Here is a 22,464-nt window from a genome sequence, read left to right as displayed (position 1 = left end):
TATGGATGAAAAATTAGAAGCACTTACCAAAGCAATAAATTCAACAGAAAACTTATTTGGTGAGCAATTTAATAAACATCCTGATGCTTTATATGCTTATGAAATTGTATTCGGAAAAAAAGAGCTTGAAGAAACTTTAGCATCTAAAAATGACCTTGAATATAATGCATTCTACCATGCTTCTGGGTGTTTCGAAAGACAAATAAAGATTCGAGCAATTCCAACTGATATAGCTAAATTTTATATTGACAAAATAATTCATCCAACAAGGAAAAATCATATGCTACTAAGTCTTATGGAGACTGCTTTGGAAAGAGATGAAATAAATGAGGCTATTAGTTTCATTAATGAATTAGTGGAAGACAAATTCGAAATCAAACACCATGGATATAGAAATCTATTGAATTACTATGCCAAGACTGGTGAACTTGTTGAATTCAAAAAGTATTTAAAGTTATCTAAACCAGCGAAATCCCCGAGACAAAATGTTGTCACATCTAAATTCAAATTCATTTCGAATTACGCAGATAAAAACGGGACTGAAAAAGCAATTGAACTACTAAAAGATAAATCATTTGGTAATAAATTTTGTCTTGCAACAATTGAAAACCAAGCTCATAAATTTACATTATCAGAAATCACAGAGTTACTAAATAAATATCCTTTATTTATTGAACATGATGAATTTTGCAAATCATGGCTTTTAGTTCGCCATTTTGCAAATCAAAAACCAATACAAATTAATGAAGATGAATTTGAAATTACAATATCTGAAATTTTAAAAGTAGATAAGAATCTAAAAAGAGGAGATGGTAGATACAGAGACTACATGTTATTTGACTTAGGAAGTTCTGTTGAAAAAATAGAACAGATTAAAACATGTAAAAAACATACTATTGCACCTTTTTACAAAAGAGAATTGAATTACCACATAAGAAACGTGGAAGAAAAAACTAAGGGTAACAAGGTATAAAAAAACATAGGGCATTTGTGCTAAACCGAAAGGTCTGTGAATATTAACAAAGTCCGCTAAATATAAAATTTGGCGTTTATATAAAAAAAGATAAAAGCAAAATATTTATATTTAGCTAAGTAATAAACCGAAACGATAGTGCTTATCACCTGCCCTACGTTTCTTATACTGAACGTTAAACGAACCTCTCAAACCCTATTCCAACCAATCTTTAAAATCTTTTACACGTTCACGAGCAACAATAACCTCTTGTTCTTTATAAGAGTTTAACTTTATTTGTAAGCGTGAGTTTGTATAACTTACCATATCTTTTATAGCATTAATGTTAACAAAAAACTTCCTGCTAATACGGAAAAAAGTATGTGGTTCTAACTCCTCTTCCAATTGTTCTAAAGTTTTATCAAGTAAATAGTTTCTGCCTTCAATAGTATGCATATAGGTACCTTTATTTTCTGAATAAAAACACTCTATTTCATCTACATTAATAAGTTTTAAATGTTGTCCTACTTTTACTGAAAAGCGCTTTTTATACTCCCTATCAATAGGGTTTACCAATAGTTTTTTTATATCAGAAAAATCTAGTGTTACAGCTTGTTTTTCAGGCATAAGTGCTTGGTACTGTTTTACAGCCGTTTGTAATTCTGCAGAATCTATTGGTTTTAACAAATAATCTATACTATTAAGCTTAAATGCCTGTAAAGCATACTCGTCATAAGCCGTAGTAAAAATGATAGCAGAATTAATTTTAATATTCTCAAAAATTTCAAAAGATAATCCGTCACTTAACTGAATATCTAAAAAGATTAAATCTGGGTGTTCATTGTTTTGAAACCATTCAATAGACTCCTCTACAGAATGTAGCATGGTATTAGCCTCAATACCTAATTTATCTAACATGCGTTGTAAACGTCTTGCAGATGGTTTTTCGTCTTCTATTATTATTACTCTCATATTTTTTATTTGCGTTAGCGATGGAGCTATTGTTGAAGCTCCTTTTTTTAAGATGTTGAAACACATCTTAAACCCGTCATTCTGAGCTTTGAAAAAGCGTGAGAACCTCTCTGTTTAATGTTACAGATTGTCACGTCGCTATGCACCTCACAATGACATTTCTACTCCCAAAGGGTAGTTTCTTTTTCTTCTTCTTGTTTATCTAAATATTCTTTAATCTTTTTGTCTTCCCAACTTTTCTTAAAAAGCTTTTTACCCTTTAATGCCCACCTACCATGAAGGATAACAAGTATTGTCCAAACTACAATTATAATTGAGTTAAACAATATGAAAAATTCTGAGTACGGATTGTTCTCATCTAAATACAAAAAATTAATTGATAACAGTATTAACACCACAATAAATAGTGCTAAATGGTAGTAGAACATTTTAATATGCCTAACCTTCTCTTTGGCTTTAAAATAATCCCTGTTTTTATCTTGATCCATGGTTATTGAAATTTTTGTCTTCTATTCTCTTCTTCCATAAATTCTTTAACCTTACGGTCTTCCCAAGATTTGCTGAAAAACAAATTCTTACCAAATACACCTAAAGCATGAAACCCTAAACCTATACCCCAAAATAATGGTGTTGCAAAGGTGCCAAAGTGCCAAATATTCCAACCAGAGCCTCTGCCTATCATTATAATAATGAATATATTAACGGCTACATACCAGAAGGCATGCCAATAAAAGCCTTTAAGTTCTTTTATTCTTTTTTGAGCTCTGATATAAGCTTCTTCTTTTCTAAAATCTTCTTGTCCGGATTTATAATCTATTCGTTTCATAATACTTAGTTCCAGAGGTTACGTTCTTCTTCTTTACGCATAAAATCTTTTATCTTACGTTGCTCCCATTTTTTTCCGAATACCACACTTTTACCAAAAACCGCTATAGCATGAATACCTAAACCAATACCCCAGAAAAAAAGTGTGGCATAGGTATACCAAGCTGTAAAAGACAAATTGGTTATAAAGTATAGTACCGAAAGAATAAATATGTTAATAACTATATAAACTACGGCATGCCAACAAAAACCAATTAAATCATCTACTTTCTTTTTAGCATGAACATAAGCCTCTCTTTTTGAGAAATCTACTTCTTGGTTTTCTATACCTAGTTGGTTATTAGTTAATTTAAAATTGGCCTCTTCCTCATCTAAAAATTGCTGTAGTTTCTTCTCCTTCCATCGCCTAAAAGACAAAGTGCTTTCACTAATTACAGCAAAACCATGAAATGTAATACCTATACCCCAGGCCATCCAAACGGTAAATGTTGTAAAATCAAAGAAAGCCTCAGAAAAAGATTCTCCGCCTCTGATGTTAAATATAATTTTAATAGAAGATATGAATGTATTTATTAAAACGTAAACAACAAGATGCGTATAAAATGCTTTTATATTATCTACACGCTTTTTGGCGCTAATATATTTTTCTTCTTTATTAAAATTTTTCATGACACTAGTTGTTAGTTCCATCTTGTATCTTCCTCCTCTTGCTTCATAAATTCTTCAATCTTACGTTTTTCCCAGTTTCGTCCAAAAGCACCATTATTTACAAAAACTCTGAAAGCATGAATTGCTAACCCAATTCCCCAACCAAACATTGGGAACCAAAACCACTGGAAATGCCATGAAGTTTTATAATTTATAAAGGCTAAAAATGGAATAACGAATACGTATGAAATAAGACTATAATAAAAGCCTTTAAGTTCTTCTACATGATCTCTTGCACGTAAATAACTGTCGTCTATATCTTTTGATGATTGATGTTTCATAACTGAAATTTGTTTTGTAAGCATTGGTATAGCTACCGAAAACTTACTTTTTTCTTTTGTTATATCTATTTTTCTTGTCGTTAATAAGGCATAACGTTGCATGATATTGCTTAAGCCAACGCCACTACTCTTCTTTACTATTTGCTTAGGTTGCAAATTATTTTCTACTACCAAATAACCATCATCTTCATATATTTCTATATGTAAAGGTTTATTTGGTGTTACCATGTTGTGCTTAACTGCATTTTCTAATAGCAGTTGTAATGATAAAGGAACCACCTTACTTTCTGGGTTTCTAGCACTATCAGGTGAAGTAAAAACAATACTATCTTCAAACCTCATTTTTATTAAAGACATATAGGTTTTTGCAAATTGCAGCTCTTCATCTACTGATACTAGCTCTTTATTCTTTTGCTCTAAAACGTATCTATATACTTTAGATAGTGACGTAGTAAAATCTTGAGCATTTTCAGGATTCTCATCAATTAAACTGGTTAATACATTTAGACTATTAAAAAGAAAATGCGGATCTAATTGATTCTTTAAAGCATCAAACTTGGCGCTTGCAGTACCAGCAATTACTTTTTGCTCTTTTATTTTATTTTGCTGATACTTATTGTAAAAATAAATAACATGAAAAACAGTAAGAATTGATAATGTAATCCATATACCAAAACGATATTGTTTGAAAGATTGAGTAGCTATAAACTCTTTAAATGTTACTCCATTTAAAGTAAGTGCAACTAGCATATTTAATAAAAACAAACATAGTAATGTAATTAATGTTGCTCCTAAAATACCCAGAACCACTCGTTTAATAGTTTCACTTCGTTTCCATGAGCGAAGCTCCATATAATGAAAAAAGAATTCATTTGAAAAACCAATAACAAAAGAATATAATTGGTATAAAATAAAGCTGATTACAAGTTCTTCAGTACTTTTATACTGAAAACCATTAGACAAGAAGCTTCCTATAACAAATACAATAATACCTATTGCAAACGCTAAACCAATATTTTTTTTGAGACTTCTTGCCATGACTTAGTTTTATAACTTTAAATTACCTTCTATTCTTTACCACAAGATTCTAATAAAATCTCTACTCTATCTTTCCCCCAATTTGGGTGAAATTGGGTTTCTGGTTTAAAATTAGCAAAAAGATCTAAGGCTTTTTCTAAATCTTTACAAAATACTGAAGTATCCTGACCAAAAAACTTAGCTCCTCCAATGTTCCACTCGGCTTCACAATATATAACTCTTGGATTATTAGGAGCAATAGCCTTAGCCTTAGCATAAATCTCAACTACTTTAGGAGACAAACTCATACCATATGTAGCACCATCATAAGCTACCCAAGCCGTATATAATAATGCCTGTAAAACCATGATTTCAGGATTGTTTTTTGAAATTGCCATGGCATCATTAATATAATCTTGTCCCTTTTTTAATTGTGCCGTTAATTTTTCCTTGTCTTGCTCACCAAAACTATGTAGTATATTAACTTGAGCAGCGTAATACGGTGGCAACCAATTATCTATTTCTGCATTTGCAATTCGTTCAAATAAATTAGAGGCTTCAGTAGGATTACCTGTGCTCCATAGCTCAAAAGCTTTATGCATTCCTTTTTCATAATTTGTTTGAGATTGTGCAAATACTGAAACTAACAAAGTTAAGGTGATGATTAAATGTTTCATTTTTAAAATAATTTAGATTAATAACTGTTCGATTTTTAATTGTTAAGCAAATATCTACTATACATCTTGCTATATAAAAAGCGAATGACTGAACCGTTGTTTTTATAAGACGAATTGTAAAAAGGAGTTAAACAAAAAAACCAAGAGTTAATAAATAACTCTTGGTTCCCCACATTGATATAAAGAATCCTACTTACATCCCTTAACCTTCAAATTTGAAGAATATAGGTACCGCATAAGATACTTTAACTGGTTTACCGCGTTGTTTACCCGGTTTCATTTTTGGTAACAGGCCTATTATACGTTCTGCTTCATTTTCTAAGACCTTATCTGGGCCCCTTGATCGTATTCCTGTTATTAATCCTTTAGAATCTATGGTGAATATCACAGAAACTCTACCTTGCATACCTAATTCCAAAGCTATATCTGGATAGGTAAAGTGTTTAACTACATGCTGTTGCATTTTCTTTTGAAAACAAGCTTTAGTTTGCACCTTAGACAAGCCTTCACAACCTGGAAAAACAGGAACATCCTCGATTACAGCAAAGGCTACCTCTACCTCTTCTTCAATCGCATCAACTACAACATCGCTAACTTCTACTACTTCAGCTATAGCATCATCTTGATTAGTTTCTGTACTTTCTATAATTGTTTCTTCAACTTCTTCAACATCGTCTACAATTTGTAAATTTTCTTGAATAACAGCAGGAGGTGGCGGCGGAGGTGGTGGGGCTACCTGATCTACAATTGGAATTTCTTCTTCAAATTCACTTTCAACCGCTAAAACATCAATTGATACTACATCTTTATCATAAGTTTTAAATTCTAACATTTGCCACGAAAGAAGTAACATCAAGTTTAGCCCAATAGCAAAATACAAGCTACTATTGCGCCCTATTTCTAATTTTGGATTCTTTTTTGGTTTCATGACTTTAGTATTTAATATCTTCAAGGTATAATTTCACATCTGAAAAAACTATGACAAATATCATATTGATATAAAGACCATTAGCGCACATTTTAATAAAAAACAGAAAATGATACCTAAAAAAGCTGACTACCTAATAGCTTTTTATTGATAGTCTATTGAAGTTATAGAAAAGACTCTTTTAACCATAAATGAGATGAAGTTGTTCTTTATGATGTAAATAAATATTAAAGAAAACCTAATTATTGTTTTAATTTAACTAATAAAAAAATCGCCTTGCTTTTTAAACAAGGCGATTAAAACCAAAGTCTTTACTTATTTTATCTTATCTTTTTAATCTTCCAGAAATGTTACCATCTAAAATAGCTATTACATCTTTAACAGTTGCCAAATTAACATCACCTTCATAAGTATGTTTTAAAGCACAAGCTGCACTTCCAAACTCCATAGCCTTATAATCATCGTAATTTTGTAAGCCATAAATAAGACCTCCTGCAAAAGCATCACCTGTACCAATACGATCTACTACATGAGTAATATCTAAATCTTCTGTTTCTCTAAATTCTTTTCCATTCCACATTCTAGCTCGTATCTTATGCCATGAAGAATTTACCGAAGTTCTAATTTTATCAAAAACCTTTTCTATTGTAGGGAACTCCTCCATAAGCTGCTTTGAAGCTTCTATAAAATCATCATTTGAATAAGAAAAACTGGTACCTAACACCTCATTAATTTCATTAATACCACCAATAAAAACAGTGGATAAATGCAATAATTCAATTAAGGCTTCCTTAGGGTCTTTTCCATATTTCCAAAGCCCACTCCTATAAGTAGGGTCTGCAGAAACCGTCATACCTCTTTCTCTAGCAAGAGTTAAGCCTTCTTTTAAAATATTAAATGCTTCTTCTGATAAAGCTGGTGTAATTCCTGTCCAATGAAACCATTCGCCTTTACGCAACGCTTTTTCCCAATTTACCATATGAGGTTTAATCTCAGAAAAAGCAGAATGAGATCTATTATATGAAATGGCACTCGGGCGCATTACAGCTCCTATTTCTAAAAAATAAACACCTAAAGGGCGTTTAGATAATTCAATAGAAGATGTACTAACGCCAAACTTACTAATATAAGCTATGGCTGTTTCACCAATAAAGTCATCTGAAACTACACTTATATGTTTTACATCACCTCCAAAGTTTGCAATTGATATACCAACATTTAATTCTGTTCCCCCAAAAAAGAATTCAATAACATTAGATTGAATAAATTTCTTTTTACCTCTAGGTGAAATACGCATTAAAACCTCACCAAATGTAATTACTTGCCCCATCTCTTATTTTTTATTTCTGCTTAATACTTGCAATATAATCAATTTCATAAATTGGTTAACCAATTTTGTATTAATTTTTGCAGATTGATTTTCCGATAAATTTTGACTACATTGTTTATCAATATAACTTATTAAAATTAATTTATTACCAATCAACTTCAAAACTAATAATATGAAAAAAATATCGCTCCTTATTTTCTTCATATTAATTAATTGTAAAAACTCAGAACATATTGATCGCCCTTATTTCGAAAACCCAAAATTCATAATCCAATTGAATAATACAAGGTTGCTTGTTAGTGAGGTTTTAAGAGATTTAGATCAACCATGGGAAATTGCTTGGGGTTCAGACGAACATCTTTGGTTTACTCAAAGAAAAGGCAAAATCATGCGTATGGATGTCAACACTGGAAAAGTTAAGACAGTTTTAAATTTAAAAGACGTTTATTCAAAAGGGCGTACTATTGGGCTACTTGGAATGACCTTACATCCAGATTTTAATAATTCCCCACATATATACATGCATTACACCTATATTGACTCCACAAGCACTAGTGAGCTGGACTTTATTGGAAACATTAATTATTTCAGATCTAAGGTGATGCAATATGAATACTCCTTTAAGGAAGACACCCTAATTAATCCTAAATCTGTTTTAACAAATATTTCAGCTTATAAAGCTCATAATGGATCACGTTTATGTATAAGTAACGATAACAAAATTTTTTTAGCGCTGGGTGATGCCGCTTATTCGCGTAATGCACAAATAAAATCAAGTTTACCAGGAAAAATCCTTAGAATGAATCTTGATGGAAGTATCCCTGAAGACAACCCCATTGCTAATAGTTATTTATATTCTATGGGACATAGAAACCCTCAAGGGCTTGTGGTAGCAAATGGTAAAATTTATTCGTCTGAGCATGGTACAGATAACGATGATGAAATTAACTTAATAAAACCCATGGGAAATTATGGATGGCCCTTTGTTCAAGGATACTGTGATAAAGAAATTGAAATGGCGTTCTGTGACTCACTGGCTACCACGGAACCCCTTTACAACTGGACACCTACCATTGCCCCTGCTGGCTTAGACTATTACAACCATGAGGCCATTCCAGAATGGAAAAATCATTTAATGCTTACTACCTTAAAAGGATGTGCGCTGTGGTTATTTGAACTGAATAATGAAGGAGAAAAAATTGTAAACAAAAAAATATACTTGCAAAAGAAATTTGGTCGTCTTAGAGACCTCTGTGTTTCTTCTAAGGGAGATATTTATGTGGTTACTAGCAATTCAGACTGGCATATACCCAGGTATAAATGGATGTATGACAGTATCCCAAAAGAAGGTAATGATAGAATACTAAAAATTTCAATATTGCAAGAATCTGAAGAAGAAAAATTCAAGAATCTCTCTGTTTTTTATGAAGATAAAGAACCAGCTAAAATGTTTGTACAATCATCTCCAGAAAGTCTTCTTTTTAAAAACAACTGTGTGTCTTGCCATATGAGTAAAGGAGAAGGTATCCCAAACTTTGTACCACCAATACAAGGAACAAAAACCATTGCAAATAAGAAGAAACTTATAGAAACCGTACTTTTTGGAATGTCTGGAGAAATTGAAGTGAAAGGGAAAAAATATAATGATGTAATGCCCGGTTTTTCAGAAAGCTTAACAAACGAGGAGTTAAAAATTCTTTTAAACTATATACGTGAGTATAGTAATTATACGGATACCATTTCCATTAAAGAAATTGATGACATAAGAAAAAGTCGTAGATATTGATAATAGGTAGTCTGCTTTAAAGATTGTATTTTTAAAACAAACTTTAACAAATATCAAATTATTAATCCATGCCAAATAGCAAAACTATCTCCCTATTTTTAATCTTTATTTTACAAGCTTCAATTCTTATTGAACCAGTAAAAGCTCAAAACAAAGATTTAAAACTTGATGACCCTTCAGTTTCTAAATGGATTAAGATTGATGACTTTGAGTCTACTAACCCATTACAACAATGGATACTTGCTGATACAAGGAACGACACCAAACCCAAAATTGAAAACCCACAAGTAACTGAAGTTAGAAGTGAGAATGAAATACCTAACCACTATCTTATAAAAAAACCAGCAGCTGAAGGCATTGTGGGTAACCGCAAAGCATTGAGCTACAAAAAACTACCTATTACAGTCAATATAGGAGAAACCTACACGTTTTATACAAGGTTTAAAGTAGAATATTTTCCAAACAACCATATTTTTGGTTTAAGCAACCTTAACCCAGAGGGCATTAATCTTAATGATTACAATGCTCTTGAACCTAGCCTAAGGATAACCGATAAATACGAGTCTGATGGAACAAAAAATACGGGTACTTTAATGGTGAGAAAAGATGGTGAATATGCTTATATTTTTAATAAAAAAACAAACAAAACTGCTAATCCTTTACAATCAGGCAAATGGTATGAAGTCTGGTACGTTGTAAATAATGCTAAGGTTAATAATGGGGGTCAGAGTTATGATGTATTTATTCGTGGGGGTGATGAATTTCCTAAACAGCAATGTGTATTTACAGATGCTACTTTCAGAATGAAAAGGGAGCTTCCTCTTACATACTTTCTAACAAATTGCAACACAGGTCCTGTTTATAAGCCTTATGGTAATGGAGGTTTGTGCTATGATGATATTTATATGGCTCCTGGAAAGGTGTTAACGGTTCCTATTGATTAACAAATTGAATAAAATTTCTATTTTTAATAAAAACGTTTTAAAACATATAACATGAGTAAAAAAGTAATAACATTTGGTGAAGTTATGATGCGCTTGTCACCACCAGGGTACTCGAAATTTTCACAAGCAAATTCTCTTGAACTAGTTTATGGAGGAGGTGAAGCTAACGTGGGTATATCTTGTGCATACCTTGGAATGAAAGCGGCCCATGTAACTCGATTTCCTGATAATGCGTTAGGAAAAGCAGCTACCCAATTTTTACGAAAACATTGGTTAAGTACAGAGCATGTTATTTATGGTGATAAAATGATGGGAAAATATTTTCTAGAAAAAGGCGCAGTACATAGACCAAGTGAAGTTATTTACGAAAGAGAAGGGTCTGCTTTCTCCCTGATTGAGCCTTCAATGATAGACTGGGAAGATGTTTTAAAAGATGCCGATTGGTTTCATTGGACTGGAATTACACCAGCTATTTCAAACGGAGCAGCTATGTGTTTGCTTGATGCTATTAAAACTGCCAATAAAATGGGAATTACTGTTTCTGGAGATATTAATTCCAGAAAAAACATGTGGAATTATGGTAAAACAATGCAGGAAATTATTCCTGAATTAGCACAGAATTGCGATATTGTCATTACTAGTAGCAGAGGTATAAACGAAATGTTTGGACTTGGAGAACTTGGTAAAAAATTCCAATCTTCTGCTAAACTTCTTATGGAAAAATACCCAAGAATTAATAAAGTAGTAAGAAAAACACGAAGAACAATTAGTGCTTCTCATCATCAAATTCAAGGTAAAATATGGAATGGCAAAGAATATATTAAATCAGACATGTTAAACATTACTCATATTATAGACCGTGTTGGTACTGGTGATGCCTTCGCTTCAGGTTTAATTTACGGGCTTTTACATTATGACAATGATCAACAAGCCATAAGTTTTGCAACTGCTGCTTGTGCCCTAAAACATACAGTACCTGGTGATGTAAATATGGTTTCATTAGATAATGTTCTAAGTTTAATGGATGGAGACACATCTGGAGCCATAAAACGTTAGTCTTTCTAAAAACTAAAATCAAACTGGCTAATACTATAAATTATCTAACTGGTTACTTTTCTTATCATCACTTATTGTCCAGAAAAAACCAATAAAAAAGAATTGGTCAGCGGCTGGTTTTAAAGCCCGTCTATTAAAATCACCATTCATATTTGGAGAATTGGCATATTGATAACCGTTAATATTTTTAAAACCTAGCACATTATTGACAGAGGCATATAATATCTTTTGTTGTGAAATTAAATACGCCCAATTCAAACTTAAACTATTAAAAGACTTCGTTTTTTCATTTAAAAAACCTGGAATATTTGGATTGGTATACGTTCTACCTGAAGCATGACCATAACTAAAACCAACTTGACTTTTCCAATCAGTAATAAAATATTTCCCTACTACAGAAAGGTTATGTTTATTTGCAAAGTTTGGTTGGGCTTCCATTGTGTAATTATTATAATTTCGTTTAGTATCTAGAAGGGAATAACTTAACCAGTAATCGAAATTCTTTATAGAATAACTATCTCTCCAGAAAAAATCAATTCCTTTGGCAAACCCATTACCAGAATTTGTGAAATTACTATCAAAATTAGCAAAGTCAGTGTCATACTTTACTAGGCTGTCATATTTTTTATAATATGCTTCTGCTCTAAAAATTCGTCTATCTGCATTATATTGATAGTTCATTATATAGTGAGAAGTATTCTGAGGCTTTAAGCGCTGTTCAAATTTTAAAACTTCACTTGAGGGGTTTTGATAAAAATTTCCGTATGCCAATGACAATTGACTCTTGGCAGATATTTTATAGGCTATAGATAGTCTAGGAGCTACTACAAAATCCTTAAAAATCTCGGAATACTCTCCTCGTAACCCAGCTTTAAATGCCAGTTGTTTTGAAATAAAAATATCAGCTTCGGCAAAAGCGGCTGCAATGTTATTGTTGTAGCCATAATTATCATTATTGTTTGCTGTGTCATTAAAAGTCTCATCAAAATCAGTAGCAAAATATTCTGTACCAAAATAAAGTTTCAAACGGTTACTGATTCTATTCTTGAACTTCATCTTTGCATGAAACGAATTTTCGGTATTATCTATATCATTGATATCAAAATTAAAACCATTATTAGCATGTGTATAACTTAAGCCTCCAAACATGCTCCAAGTATCATTAAGTTTACCACTATAAGACCCATTTATGTATAAGTTATTATTATTAAGTTTAAAAAGTACACCATCCTCATAATTAATATCTTCTTGAATTAATTCAAAGTTTGAGGTATCAAAAGCGCCATATAACTTAAATAGTCCCGATTCAGTTTTTTGTCTAAAAACAGCTTCTCCAGAAGCTGTTTCAAATGGCTTAATCCATGTATTCCTATCAGGAAATAAAGCTATATAAGGTTCTAAATTAATATAAGATGCATTTACGCTTAATGAGCTCTTTTCCCATTTTTGTGTATTCCCAAGGGTAGCACCTACACTCATAATACCAATATCCGTTTTCTCCTGATCTGGTTCATCAATAGTATTTAATAACAATACACTGGAAAGAGCTTGACCAAATTCTGCTGAATAGCCTCCAGTTGAAAATGTAATTCCATCAAATAAAAATGGTGAGTAGCGCCCACGTGTAGGAGCATTATTAGTTGTTGGCGTATAAGGGGTAAAAACCCTGATACCATCAATAAAAATCTGAGTTTCATTAGCATCACCACCCCTAACAAATAAACGTCCGTCTTCAGAAACCGTTGATGTTCCTGGGAGTGTTTGCAAGGCGCCAACAAAATCACCTAAAGCACTTGCTGTTGTAACTACGTCTAAAGGTTTTAAAACATTTACCTTACTATTGTCACCAGCTGAAAATGTTCCTGCAGATAAAACTACCGCATCAAGTGTATTAACATCTTCGCGCAACTTAACAGTTAAATCTTTCATATACGATATGTCTCCTACCATGGTAAATGTTTCATATGACAAGTAGGAAACTACTAAAGTTTGAGTGCCGATTTCTGATGTTTCAAAAGAAAATACACCTTCTTTATTAGAAGTACTGCCATCGTAAGTTCCATCTAAATAAATATTAGCTCCAGCAATGGGTTCGTTTTTTGAATTTAACACGCTACCATTAATAGTAGTTTGGGCTTGAACTTGAAACCCAATTAGAGTAATTAAGATAATAGCTAACTGTTTCATGATTAAATAATTCTTTAGTTTTTGATTGATGCTACAAATATTAAACTGAGAATTAGAATTGAAAACAGAAAACTACCCAACTGTAAATTCTTAGGGATGAATTGAAATTTAAATATTATTTTAACACCGCTGTAACATTTTATGTTTTTAGGCTACTTATTATTGTAACCAAACCATCAAATTGAAAAACGAATTAGAACAAAACTTTGTAGAACTGCTTGAAAAGCATCAGAATATAATACATAAGGTATGTAGATTGTATACCAATAATTATGATGCTCATAATGATTTGTTTCAAGAAATTACCATACAACTTTGGAAGGCGTATCCAAAGTTTCGTGGTGATGCTAAATTCAGTACTTGGATGTATAGAATTGGTTTAAATACCGCCATAACTTTATATAGAAAATCTAAGCGAACTATTAACACCCAAGACTTTGATGGCGTAGCATTCAAGATGAAATCTGAAGCATATGATGATACTGAAGAACAGCAATTAAAAGTACTTTACAAAGCAGTACACCAATTAAATGACATTGAAAAAGCACTTGTTTTTTTGTATTTAGAAGACAAAGATTATAGGGAAATAAGCGAAACAATGGGAATTAGTGAAGTAAATGCCCGAGTGAAAATGAACCGTATTAAAAAGAAGCTAAGAACCATTTTAAATCCTTAGACTATGGATGAATTAGATTTATTAAAGAAAGACTGGAATAGAAAAGAGGAACAGGAAAAGTTATCTGCAAAAGATATTTTACCTATGTTACACAAAAAATCATCATCAATTGTTAAGCTATTATTTTATATAAGTATAGCTGAACTTTTCTTTTGGATTATTGTAAATACTATACCATTTTTTGTTTCAGATTCTTATAGAGAACGTTTAAATATGGTGTACTCAGATAATGCCTTAATAGTATTAAATATTTTCACATACTCAGTTATTTTTCTATTCATTTATCTACTCTATAATTCTTATAAATCAATATCAGTTACTGATAGCGCTAAGCAGTTAATGAAAAGTATTTTAAACACTAGAAAAATCATTAAGTATTATGTTCTTTACAATTTAATTATGGTCGGTATTTCAATGATTTTTGGACTTTATTTCTCTTTTCATAACGACCCCAATGCTGCCAAATTGTTAGAAGAAATGGACAGTAAGGGTATTTTCATTTTAGTTGCGGTAAGCATATTAGCTACAGCTGTTTTTATTGTAGTTATTTGGTTGTTTTATAAACTTATTTATGGTTTACTTTTAAAACGTTTAAATAAAAACTATAAAGAGATACAAAAACTGGAGGTTTAAAAGAATTTTGTTACCTTAATCACATCTCCAACCCCCATTTTATTTAAATGAATATTCCCTATTCTAACACGTACTAAACGCAAGGTTGGAAACCCAACCGCTGAAGTCATTTTTCGAACCTGCCTAAACTTTCCTTCATTTAAAGTAAGAGACACCCAACTTGTAGGACCATGTCTTTTATCTCTAATTTTTTTAGATCTTGTTGGTAATTCTGGAATATTCTTAAGCCTAAAAACTTCACATGGTTTTGTTATATATTTTTTCCCATTAAAACCAATTTCCACACCAGATTTCATTATTTCAATTGCTTTATCCGTTATATCTCCATCTACTTGGGCATAATACTCTTTATCTACTTTTTGGCTATTTATATAATCACTAATCTTACCATCAGTTGTAAGGAGCAACAATCCTTCCGATTTTTCATCTAATCTACCTATAGACATGATGTCTTCTGGAAAGTTATGTAACTCGCCTAAAAACCTCTTTTTTTGTTGCTTGGAATCGTTACTCTTAAACTGACTTAAAAACCCATAAGGTTTATAGATTATAAAATGTTTATGCATAAGATTCACTTAAAATGGAATACACCAATTCTTTTGTTAGTGTTTGCCCATTAACTTTGGCCTTGATAATATCAAAACTAACCTTAAAATCACAACCTGATTTATAGTTAGAACAACCATAAGCTGAATTTCCTTTCACAACAGTGCCTCTTTTACATTTTGGGCACAATAATTCTTCTGGCTTTGTATTGGTCTTAGTCTGCTTTGGCTCTAATTTTAATTCAAAATTATCATCAAATCTTAATAAACCTTCCGTTATTCCGGATGCTGTTTTAAAGCCTTTAAGGTTTACAGTACTACCCTTTTGAAGTAATCTAATGAACTGCTTTTCAGAAACCTTTTTACCTTTAACTTTAAAAGGTAATTTAAAATCACAACCAGATTTATAGTTGCCACACCCAAAGGCCGATTTCCCTTTTATAATAGAACCTTTTTTACATTTAGGACAGCTTTCTAATGTAATTCCTGAGCCTTTTTTTGCCTTAGTTTTAGCAACTTGTTTTTCTTTGTTGGCTTCATAAGAAATATTAGCACGCTTGGTTTCACTTCTAACTTCATAAACTAGAGCATCAACCATTCGTTTCATATTTTTAATAAAAGCCCCCGCACTAAAATCGCCTTTTTCTATATCTTTTAACTGCTTTTCCCAACGCCCAGTTAGTTCAGCAGATTTTAAAAGATTATTTTGAATGGTGTCTATTAATTGAATACCCGTTTCAGTTGGCAACACTTGTTTTTTATTACGTTTAATGTATTTTCTTCTAAAAAGTGTTTCAATAATATTGGCTCTTGTAGATGGGCGCCCAATACCATTCTCTTTCATTAAATCACGCATTTCATCATCATCTACTTGTTTACCAGCTGTTTCCATTGCTCTTAACAATGAAGCCTCTGTATATTGGTTGGGTGGTTTGGTTGCTTTTTCTAAAAATGTTGGCTCATGTACTCCTTTTTCTCCTTTGGCAAATGTTGGTAAAATATTAGGTTCTTTATCTTTTGTATTAGGAGATTCAAATACAACACGCCACCCTTTTTCTAAAATCTCCTTTCCAGTGGTTTTAAAACTAACCTCAGCCGCTTTACCAACAACACTAGTATTCGCAACTTGACAATCATCATAAAACACCGCAATAAACCGTCTAACAATGATGTCATATACTTGCTGATGTGATGTAGATAATTGATTTTGCATCCCCGTTGGGATAATAGCATGGTGATCTGTTACCTTTTTGTCATTAAAAACTTTAGTAGAATTTTTAATAGTTTTACCCAAAAGTGGTTGAACTAAATTTGAGTAATTAGTTAGTTTTCTCAGAATTCCTTCTACTTTTGGATAAATATCTGTTGGCAAAAAGGTGGTATCCACTCTTGGGTAAGTCACTACCTTTTGTTCATACAAACTTTGTACTATTTTTAAGGTTTCATCAGCTGAAAAACCAAACCTTGTATTACAATATACTTGTAGTCCCGTTAAATCAAAAAGTTTGGGTGCATATTCTTTACCCTTCTTTTTAGTGATAGATACAATTTCAAAATCGCTTTCTTTTACTTTTTCAGCTAAAGATTGACCTTCTTCCTTTTTAAAAAATCGTCCTTCTTCATAACTAAAAATTGTTTCTCTATATTTTGTTTGTAATTCCCAATACGGTGTAGGTTTGAAATTCTCAATTTCTCTAAACCTATTAACCACCATAGCTAAAGTAGGTGTTTGCACTCTACCAACCGATAAAACTTGCTTATAGCCACCATGTTTTACAGTATACAACCTGGTAGCATTTATACCCAAGAGCCAATCGCCTATGGCTCTAGAAAAACCTGCATAATACAAATTATCATATTCCGTGGATGATTTTAGATTTTCAAAACCTTCTTTAATGGCTTCTGTAGTAAGAGAAGAAATCCATAAACGTTTTACTTTGCCTTTATAATTTGCTTCATTCATTACCCAACGTTGAATAAGCTCCCCCTCTTGACCTGCATCGCCACAGTTTATAACAACGTCTGCCTTTTCAAACAAACTCCTTACAATTTTAAACTGTTTCTGTATACCTGAATTTGGAACCACTTTAACTTCAAACTTTTCGGGTAACATGGGCAAATTATTTAAATCCCAACTTTTCCAATAAGTTTTATAATCAACTGGCTCTTTTAAAGTACAAAGATGACCAAAAGTATAAGTTACTGCATAACCGTTACCCTCAAAATAGCCGTCACGTTTGGTTTTAGCACCCAAAACAGCCGCAATTTCTCTGGCAACACTTGGTTTTTCTGCAATACAGACTTTCATATACGTTTAAAATATAACAACGCAAAATATAAAAATTGAAGTCTTTTTTAAAGTGTAGTTATTAGTAGTTATTAACGAATTATGTAGTTACTCTTTATTATAAACTTGTCCGCGATGTGGTTTAAGAGCATCTCTTACTTTAGGCATGTCACTATTTTTAACTACTAAAAAAGCAATTGAATGAGCATCATGTACTTGTTCTACACCTGTAATATTAAGCTTTAATTTCTCAGAGGTAATATATTCTTTTAAATGAATTACATGATGTTCAGCTATTTTGAAGGCATCTGGACCTCTAAAATCCCAAATCAATTTTAATTGTCTCATAAAAACAAATTTCTGATTACAACCTTTACCACTCTCTAAGTTTGTTAAGCTCTTCCTGCTCTTTTATTTGCTGTGGTGTAAGTACTTTTAAAAATGAAGGATGTTGCTCTATTGCAAATTCAATTTTTTTTACAATGTCTTCGGTAGTCTCATTATCATAATCAATTTCTAATGGTTGTTTAATTTCCATAGATTGAAGGATGTTTTTCTTTTTTATTCGAAGTCCTTTTTTATCAAAAGACCTACGAAAACCATCAATAACAATTGGCACTACAATAGGTTTATAACGTTTTATAATATGGGCAGTACCTTTACGAATAGGTTTAAACGGCGTTGTAGTACCTTGCGGAAAAGTAATAACCCATCCATCATCAAGAGCCTTTCCTATATTAGAAATATCACTCATTCTAACCTGACGATTAACATCTTTACCTTCAGACCTCCAAGTTCTTTCAATACTAACAGAACCTGCATAAGCCAAAACTTTTGGTAAAAACCCAGCCTTCATGGTTTCTTTGGCAGCAACATAATAGATGTTTAACTTAGGATTCCATAAGTAGCCTACATTTTTAATAGAATCTACACGCCCACTTAAACTTGCATTAAAAACATGAAACATGGAAACTACATCAGCAAAATAGGTTTGATGATTTGAGATAAAAAGCACATTTTTATCTGGTAAGTCTTTTATAATTTCAGAACCCTCTATTTGCAACTCATTAAACCCACGAAAGCGTCTATGAGTCATAGTACCCAAAATTCTAATAAGCCACTTTTTTAAAAAAAGTATATGTCCGAAAGGATTTCGTTTAAACAATCCCATGTAATCTCTTGTTTCTAGTTGGTTAGCGGGTACAAATGTAATAGAAACCTTTTGAATAACTAGTTTAGTTGTTTTAAAATGTCTTTTATCTCACTTAACATCATAGCGGTGGCTCCCCAAACAGTATGACCATTTAATTGAAACGCTGGTACTTTCACATTAATATTATATGACGTAGTAACTTGCCTTGAGACTACAACTTTATCATCTAAAAAATGGTTTAAATCTACCTCAATAATAGATTCCACTTCATCTTCTTGCATAATAAACTTGGGTATTTGTGTTGTTATACCGATGAATGGTTGGACAAAAAAATTACTAGGTGGTATATAAACCTGAGTTAGTGTTTTAACAACTTTCATATGATTTACAGGCACTCCTATTTCTTCAAATGTTTCTCTAACAGCGGCATCCTGTATAGTGGAATCTTGACGCTCTAACTTGCCTCCAGGAAAACCAACTTGTGCTGAGTGCACGCCCTTATAGGTTTTTCTTAAAATAAGAACAAGCTTTGTTATTTTATTCTTATCAGGATAAAACAAAGCCAATACCCCAGCTTTTTTTGCAGCCTTAAAGTTTTTTTTCTGACGTTTCGCCAACTCACGCCGATATGGAGGCACCATTTTTAATTGGGATAACTCACCCGGAAGCTGTATAGTTTCAATATTTTTAATAGAAGTTAAGAAGTCGTCAAAATTCATTCTATAAATCTAACAGATATTTTATTCCCATTAAAATTTATATGACAATTATCCTAAGCTAGATAAACTGGCCTTTAAAGTTTCAATTTTAGCCAAAGCATCGGCCTCTTTTTTCTTTTCAGATGCTACAACCTGTTCTGGTGCATTATTTACAAAACGCTCATTAGATAATTTCTTTTGTACAGACTTTAAAAAACCTTCAGTATAATTTAACTCCTCAGTTAATTTTTTAATTTCAGCTTCAACATCAATAGATCCAGCCATTGGTATAAAATATTCATTAGATTTTACTCTATAGGTTAAAGCGCCTTCAACAGCTTCTTCCACATATTCTATACTTTCTAGGTTACCTAACTTTATAATAACTTCATCAAAAGCATTAGACACATTTTCGTTATTAATTACAGAAAAACCAATGGCATCTTTAAATGCAATATTCTTTTCTTTTCTAATAGTTCTAACCCCTGAAATAACTTCAGCAGCAAAATCAAATTCTGTAACTAATGTTTCGTTTACGGGTTTTAATTCTGGCCATTTTGCAACTATTAAAGCTTCTTCTGGCGTTCTTTCTGCTATTAATTGCCAAATCTCTTCAGTAATAAAAGGCATAAACGGGTGAAGAATTTTCAAATTATCTTCTAATAAACCAATAATAGTGTTGTAGGTTTTAGTATCAATAGGTTGTCCGTAAGCAGGCTTAACAGCTTCTAACAACCAACCACAATAATCGTCAAAAATCAACTTATAAATTACCATTATAGCATCGCTTAAACGATATTTACCAAAATGATCTTCTATTTCGGCTAAAGCTTTTTGAAATTTAGCCTCAAACCAATCTAAAGCCACCTTACTAGACTGTGGCTGTTCTATATCATTTGAAACTTCCCAAAGTGTAGTTAAATAAAAAGCACTCCAAATTTTATTACCTAAACCTTTTCCTTGTTGGCAAAGGGCTTCATCAAACAACAAATCATTTCCAGCAGCAGAACTTAATAATAAACCAACACGAACTCCTCCTGCTCCATAATCATTAATTAGTTTTAGAGCATCGGGAGAATTACCTAAAGATTTACTCATCTTACGACGTTGTTTATCTCTTACTAACCCTGTTAAATATACATTCTTAAATGGTGCTTCACCTTTATATTCATATCCCGAAATAATCATACGTGCTACCCAGAAGAATAAAATATCTGGTCCTGTAACTAAATCATTGGTTGGGTAATAATACTTTATATCGTCATTTTCAGGGTTTCTTATACCGTCAAACACACTCATTGGCCATAACCAAGATGAGAACCAAGTATCTAAAGCGTCTGTTTCCTGAGTTAAGTCTGAAGCTTGTAATTCTGAATTACCTGTTTTCTCCTGAGCTAATTTAAGAGCTTCTTCAACAGTTTCTGCAACCACAAAATCTTCTTTTCCATCGCCATAATAATAAGCTGGAATTTGTTGCCCCCAAAGTAGTTGTCGAGAAATATTCCAATCACGAATGTTCTCCATCCAGTGACGATAGGTGTTTTCAAATTTCTTAGGAAACAATTGAATATCTGTATCTTCTCCTAAAACCCCATTAATTGCTGGCTTTACAAGATCTTCCATTTTCAAAAACCACTGGTCACTTAATCTAGGTTCAATAATAGCTTTTGTACGCTCAGAAATACCAACACGATTACTATGATCTTCAATTTTGGCAATTAATCCCAAATCTTCAAGTTCCTTTACAATGGCTTTTCTAACTTCAAAACGGTCATTACCCTCATAATGCAACCCATAACTATTTAGTGTAGCATCTTCATTAAAAATGTCAATAATTTCTAACTTATGTTTATCACCTAAAACTTTATCATTTTCATCATGAGCCGGTGTTACCTTTAAACATCCAGTTCCAAATTCAACATCAACATACTCATCTTCAATAATAGGTATTACTCTATTACAAATAGGCACAACGGCCTTTTTTCCTTTTAAATTAAAATGACGCTTATCTGTTGGATTAATGCAAATTGCAGAGTCTCCTAAAATAGTTTCAGGACGCGTAGTAGCAATTGTTAACTCCTCATCAGACCCTTCAATTTTATACTTTATATGATATAATTTACCTTGCTTATCAATATATTCAACCTCTTCATCAGAAAGAGTTGTTTTTGCCTCAGGGTCCCAATTAACCATACGATAACCTCGATAAATAAGCCCCTTGTTAAACAAATCCACAAAAACTTTTATAACTGCTTCACTCATATCATCATCCATAGTGAACTTTGTACGAGCCCAATCACAAGAACACCCTAGCTTTTTAAGCTGTTCTAAAATCACACCTCCATATTCGTGCGTCCAATCCCAAGCGTGTTTTAAAAATTCATCTCTGCTTAAATCATTTTTATCAATACCTTGTTCCTTGAGTTTAGCAACCACTTTTGCCTCTGTTGCAATTGAAGCATGATCTGTACCTGGTACCCAACATGCATTTTTCCCTTGCAGACGTGCTCTTCTAATTAATACATCTTGAATTGTATTATTTAGCATATGCCCCATATGCAAAATCCCAGTTACATTTGGTGGCGGTATAACTATTGTATAGGGTTCTCTTTCGTCTGGTGTTGAATGAAAATAATCATGTTTCATCCAGTAATCATACCACTTACTTTCTACCTTACTAGCATCGTATTTAGACGGAATTTGCATACTTTGGAACAGTTTTTGACTTTTGATGTGCAAAAGTACTTATATTTCTTTATCTGTGAAAACTATTATGTCCTTTTGAAAAGCCAATATTTTAACGATTTTT

21 protein-coding genes are annotated in these 22,464 nt (G+C 32.2%); 6 read left to right on the top strand and 15 right to left on the bottom strand.

Annotation, left to right across the window (positions count from 1 at the left end):
• Position 1: 1 nt before the first annotated feature.
• A complete protein-coding gene (locus N1F78_RS10175) occupies positions 2 to 973 on the top strand; it encodes a hypothetical protein (RefSeq protein WP_406683054.1) in 972 nt (323 codons plus the stop codon).
• 195 nt (positions 974 to 1,168) lie between these two features.
• On the opposite strand, the gene N1F78_RS10170 is transcribed toward N1F78_RS10175, so the two are convergent.
• The 8 genes from N1F78_RS10170 to N1F78_RS10135 all read right to left on the bottom strand — a co-directional run bounded on the left by N1F78_RS10170 (position 1,169) and on the right by N1F78_RS10135 (position 7,690).
• Entirely contained in the window at positions 1,169 to 1,924 is a 756-nt protein-coding gene (locus tag N1F78_RS10170; RefSeq protein ID WP_406683053.1) for a LytR/AlgR family response regulator transcription factor, read from the bottom strand.
• A gap of 161 nt (positions 1,925 to 2,085) precedes the next feature.
• Complete coding sequence (locus N1F78_RS10165; protein WP_406683052.1) at positions 2,086 to 2,412, bottom strand: 2TM domain-containing protein; 327 nt, start codon at positions 2,410 to 2,412, stop codon at positions 2,086 to 2,088.
• Positions 2,413 to 2,414: 2 nt separating this feature from the next.
• Positions 2,415 to 2,750: a 2TM domain-containing protein gene (locus tag N1F78_RS10160; protein ID WP_406683051.1), complete on the bottom strand. Its 336-nt coding sequence runs from the start codon at positions 2,748 to 2,750 to the stop codon at positions 2,415 to 2,417.
• 5 nt (positions 2,751 to 2,755) lie between these two features.
• Positions 2,756 to 3,418 carry a 2TM domain-containing protein gene (locus N1F78_RS10155; RefSeq protein ID WP_406683050.1) on the bottom strand — a complete coding sequence of 221 codons (663 nt, stop codon included), beginning with the start codon at positions 3,416 to 3,418 and terminating at the stop codon, positions 2,756 to 2,758.
• A gap of 11 nt (positions 3,419 to 3,429) precedes the next feature.
• Complete coding sequence (locus N1F78_RS10150) at positions 3,430 to 4,776, bottom strand: 2TM domain-containing protein (protein WP_406683049.1); 1,347 nt, start codon at positions 4,774 to 4,776, stop codon at positions 3,430 to 3,432.
• Positions 4,777 to 4,805: 29 nt separating this feature from the next.
• Positions 4,806 to 5,432, bottom strand: a complete 627-nt coding sequence (locus N1F78_RS10145; protein ID WP_406683048.1) for a hypothetical protein — start codon at positions 5,430 to 5,432, stop codon at positions 4,806 to 4,808.
• A 202-nt stretch (positions 5,433 to 5,634) separates the two neighbouring features.
• A complete protein-coding gene (locus N1F78_RS10140) occupies positions 5,635 to 6,360 on the bottom strand; it encodes an energy transducer TonB (protein ID WP_406683047.1) in 726 nt (241 codons plus the stop codon).
• 325 nt (positions 6,361 to 6,685) lie between these two features.
• The gene (locus tag N1F78_RS10135) at positions 6,686 to 7,690 is read right to left on the bottom strand and encodes a sugar kinase (RefSeq protein ID WP_406683046.1); all 1,005 of its coding nucleotides are present in this window, start codon (positions 7,688 to 7,690) and stop codon (positions 6,686 to 6,688) included.
• Positions 7,691 to 7,862: 172 nt separating this feature from the next.
• Here N1F78_RS10135 and N1F78_RS10130 point away from each other — a divergent pair, with 172 nt between their 5' ends.
• The 3 genes from N1F78_RS10130 to N1F78_RS10120 all read left to right on the top strand — a co-directional run bounded on the left by N1F78_RS10130 (position 7,863) and on the right by N1F78_RS10120 (position 11,476).
• The gene (locus tag N1F78_RS10130) at positions 7,863 to 9,476 is read left to right on the top strand and encodes a PQQ-dependent sugar dehydrogenase (protein ID WP_406683045.1); all 1,614 of its coding nucleotides are present in this window, start codon (positions 7,863 to 7,865) and stop codon (positions 9,474 to 9,476) included.
• Positions 9,477 to 9,544: 68 nt separating this feature from the next.
• Complete coding sequence (locus N1F78_RS10125) at positions 9,545 to 10,420, top strand: hypothetical protein (protein ID WP_406683044.1); 876 nt, start codon at positions 9,545 to 9,547, stop codon at positions 10,418 to 10,420.
• Positions 10,421 to 10,471: 51 nt separating this feature from the next.
• Positions 10,472 to 11,476 carry a sugar kinase gene (locus N1F78_RS10120; protein ID WP_406683043.1) on the top strand — a complete coding sequence of 335 codons (1,005 nt, stop codon included), beginning with the start codon at positions 10,472 to 10,474 and terminating at the stop codon, positions 11,474 to 11,476.
• Between the two features lie 33 nt (positions 11,477 to 11,509).
• Here the strand turns inward: N1F78_RS10120 and N1F78_RS10115 are convergent, their stop codons facing one another.
• The gene (locus N1F78_RS10115) at positions 11,510 to 13,663 is read right to left on the bottom strand and encodes a TonB-dependent receptor (protein ID WP_406683042.1); all 2,154 of its coding nucleotides are present in this window, start codon (positions 13,661 to 13,663) and stop codon (positions 11,510 to 11,512) included.
• 181 nt (positions 13,664 to 13,844) lie between these two features.
• Here N1F78_RS10115 and N1F78_RS10110 point away from each other — a divergent pair, with 181 nt between their 5' ends.
• Together N1F78_RS10110 and N1F78_RS10105 are read left to right on the top strand one after the other, a co-directional pair.
• Positions 13,845 to 14,339, top strand: coding sequence for an RNA polymerase sigma factor (locus tag N1F78_RS10110; RefSeq protein ID WP_406683041.1), 495 nt, complete (start codon positions 13,845 to 13,847; stop codon positions 14,337 to 14,339).
• A 3-nt stretch (positions 14,340 to 14,342) separates the two neighbouring features.
• A complete protein-coding gene (locus tag N1F78_RS10105) occupies positions 14,343 to 14,972 on the top strand; it encodes a hypothetical protein (RefSeq protein WP_406683040.1) in 630 nt (209 codons plus the stop codon).
• Here the strand turns inward: N1F78_RS10105 and N1F78_RS10100 are convergent.
• From N1F78_RS10100 to N1F78_RS10075, 6 genes are all read right to left on the bottom strand, one after another.
• Entirely contained in the window at positions 14,969 to 15,538 is a 570-nt protein-coding gene (locus tag N1F78_RS10100; protein WP_406683039.1) for a pseudouridine synthase, read from the bottom strand. The genes N1F78_RS10105 and N1F78_RS10100 overlap by 4 nt on opposite strands.
• Positions 15,531 to 17,825, bottom strand: coding sequence for a DNA topoisomerase 3 (locus N1F78_RS10095; protein WP_406683038.1), 2,295 nt, complete (start codon positions 17,823 to 17,825; stop codon positions 15,531 to 15,533). The genes N1F78_RS10100 and N1F78_RS10095 overlap by 8 nt, the downstream gene beginning before the upstream one ends.
• Before the next feature lie 87 nt (positions 17,826 to 17,912).
• Positions 17,913 to 18,152, bottom strand: a complete 240-nt coding sequence (locus tag N1F78_RS10090) for a hypothetical protein (protein WP_406683037.1) — start codon at positions 18,150 to 18,152, stop codon at positions 17,913 to 17,915.
• A gap of 25 nt (positions 18,153 to 18,177) precedes the next feature.
• On the bottom strand, positions 18,178 to 18,975 hold the full coding sequence (locus N1F78_RS10085; protein ID WP_406683036.1) for a lysophospholipid acyltransferase family protein: 798 nt from the start codon (positions 18,973 to 18,975) through the stop codon (positions 18,178 to 18,180).
• Positions 18,976 to 19,034: 59 nt separating this feature from the next.
• Positions 19,035 to 19,676: an NUDIX hydrolase gene (locus N1F78_RS10080; protein ID WP_406683035.1), complete on the bottom strand. Its 642-nt coding sequence runs from the start codon at positions 19,674 to 19,676 to the stop codon at positions 19,035 to 19,037.
• A 48-nt stretch (positions 19,677 to 19,724) separates the two neighbouring features.
• Positions 19,725 to 22,361 carry a valine--tRNA ligase gene (locus N1F78_RS10075; RefSeq protein ID WP_406683034.1) on the bottom strand — a complete coding sequence of 879 codons (2,637 nt, stop codon included), beginning with the start codon at positions 22,359 to 22,361 and terminating at the stop codon, positions 19,725 to 19,727.
• Positions 22,362 to 22,464: the final 103 nt, after the last annotated feature.

This window comes from Seonamhaeicola sp. MEBiC01930, from assembly GCF_045277075.1.
In the GTDB taxonomy this organism is placed as follows: domain Bacteria; phylum Bacteroidota; class Bacteroidia; order Flavobacteriales; family Flavobacteriaceae; genus Seonamhaeicola.
The sequence above is the reverse complement of the archived record's forward strand: the minus strand, read 5'-3'. Positions and strand labels throughout refer to the sequence as shown.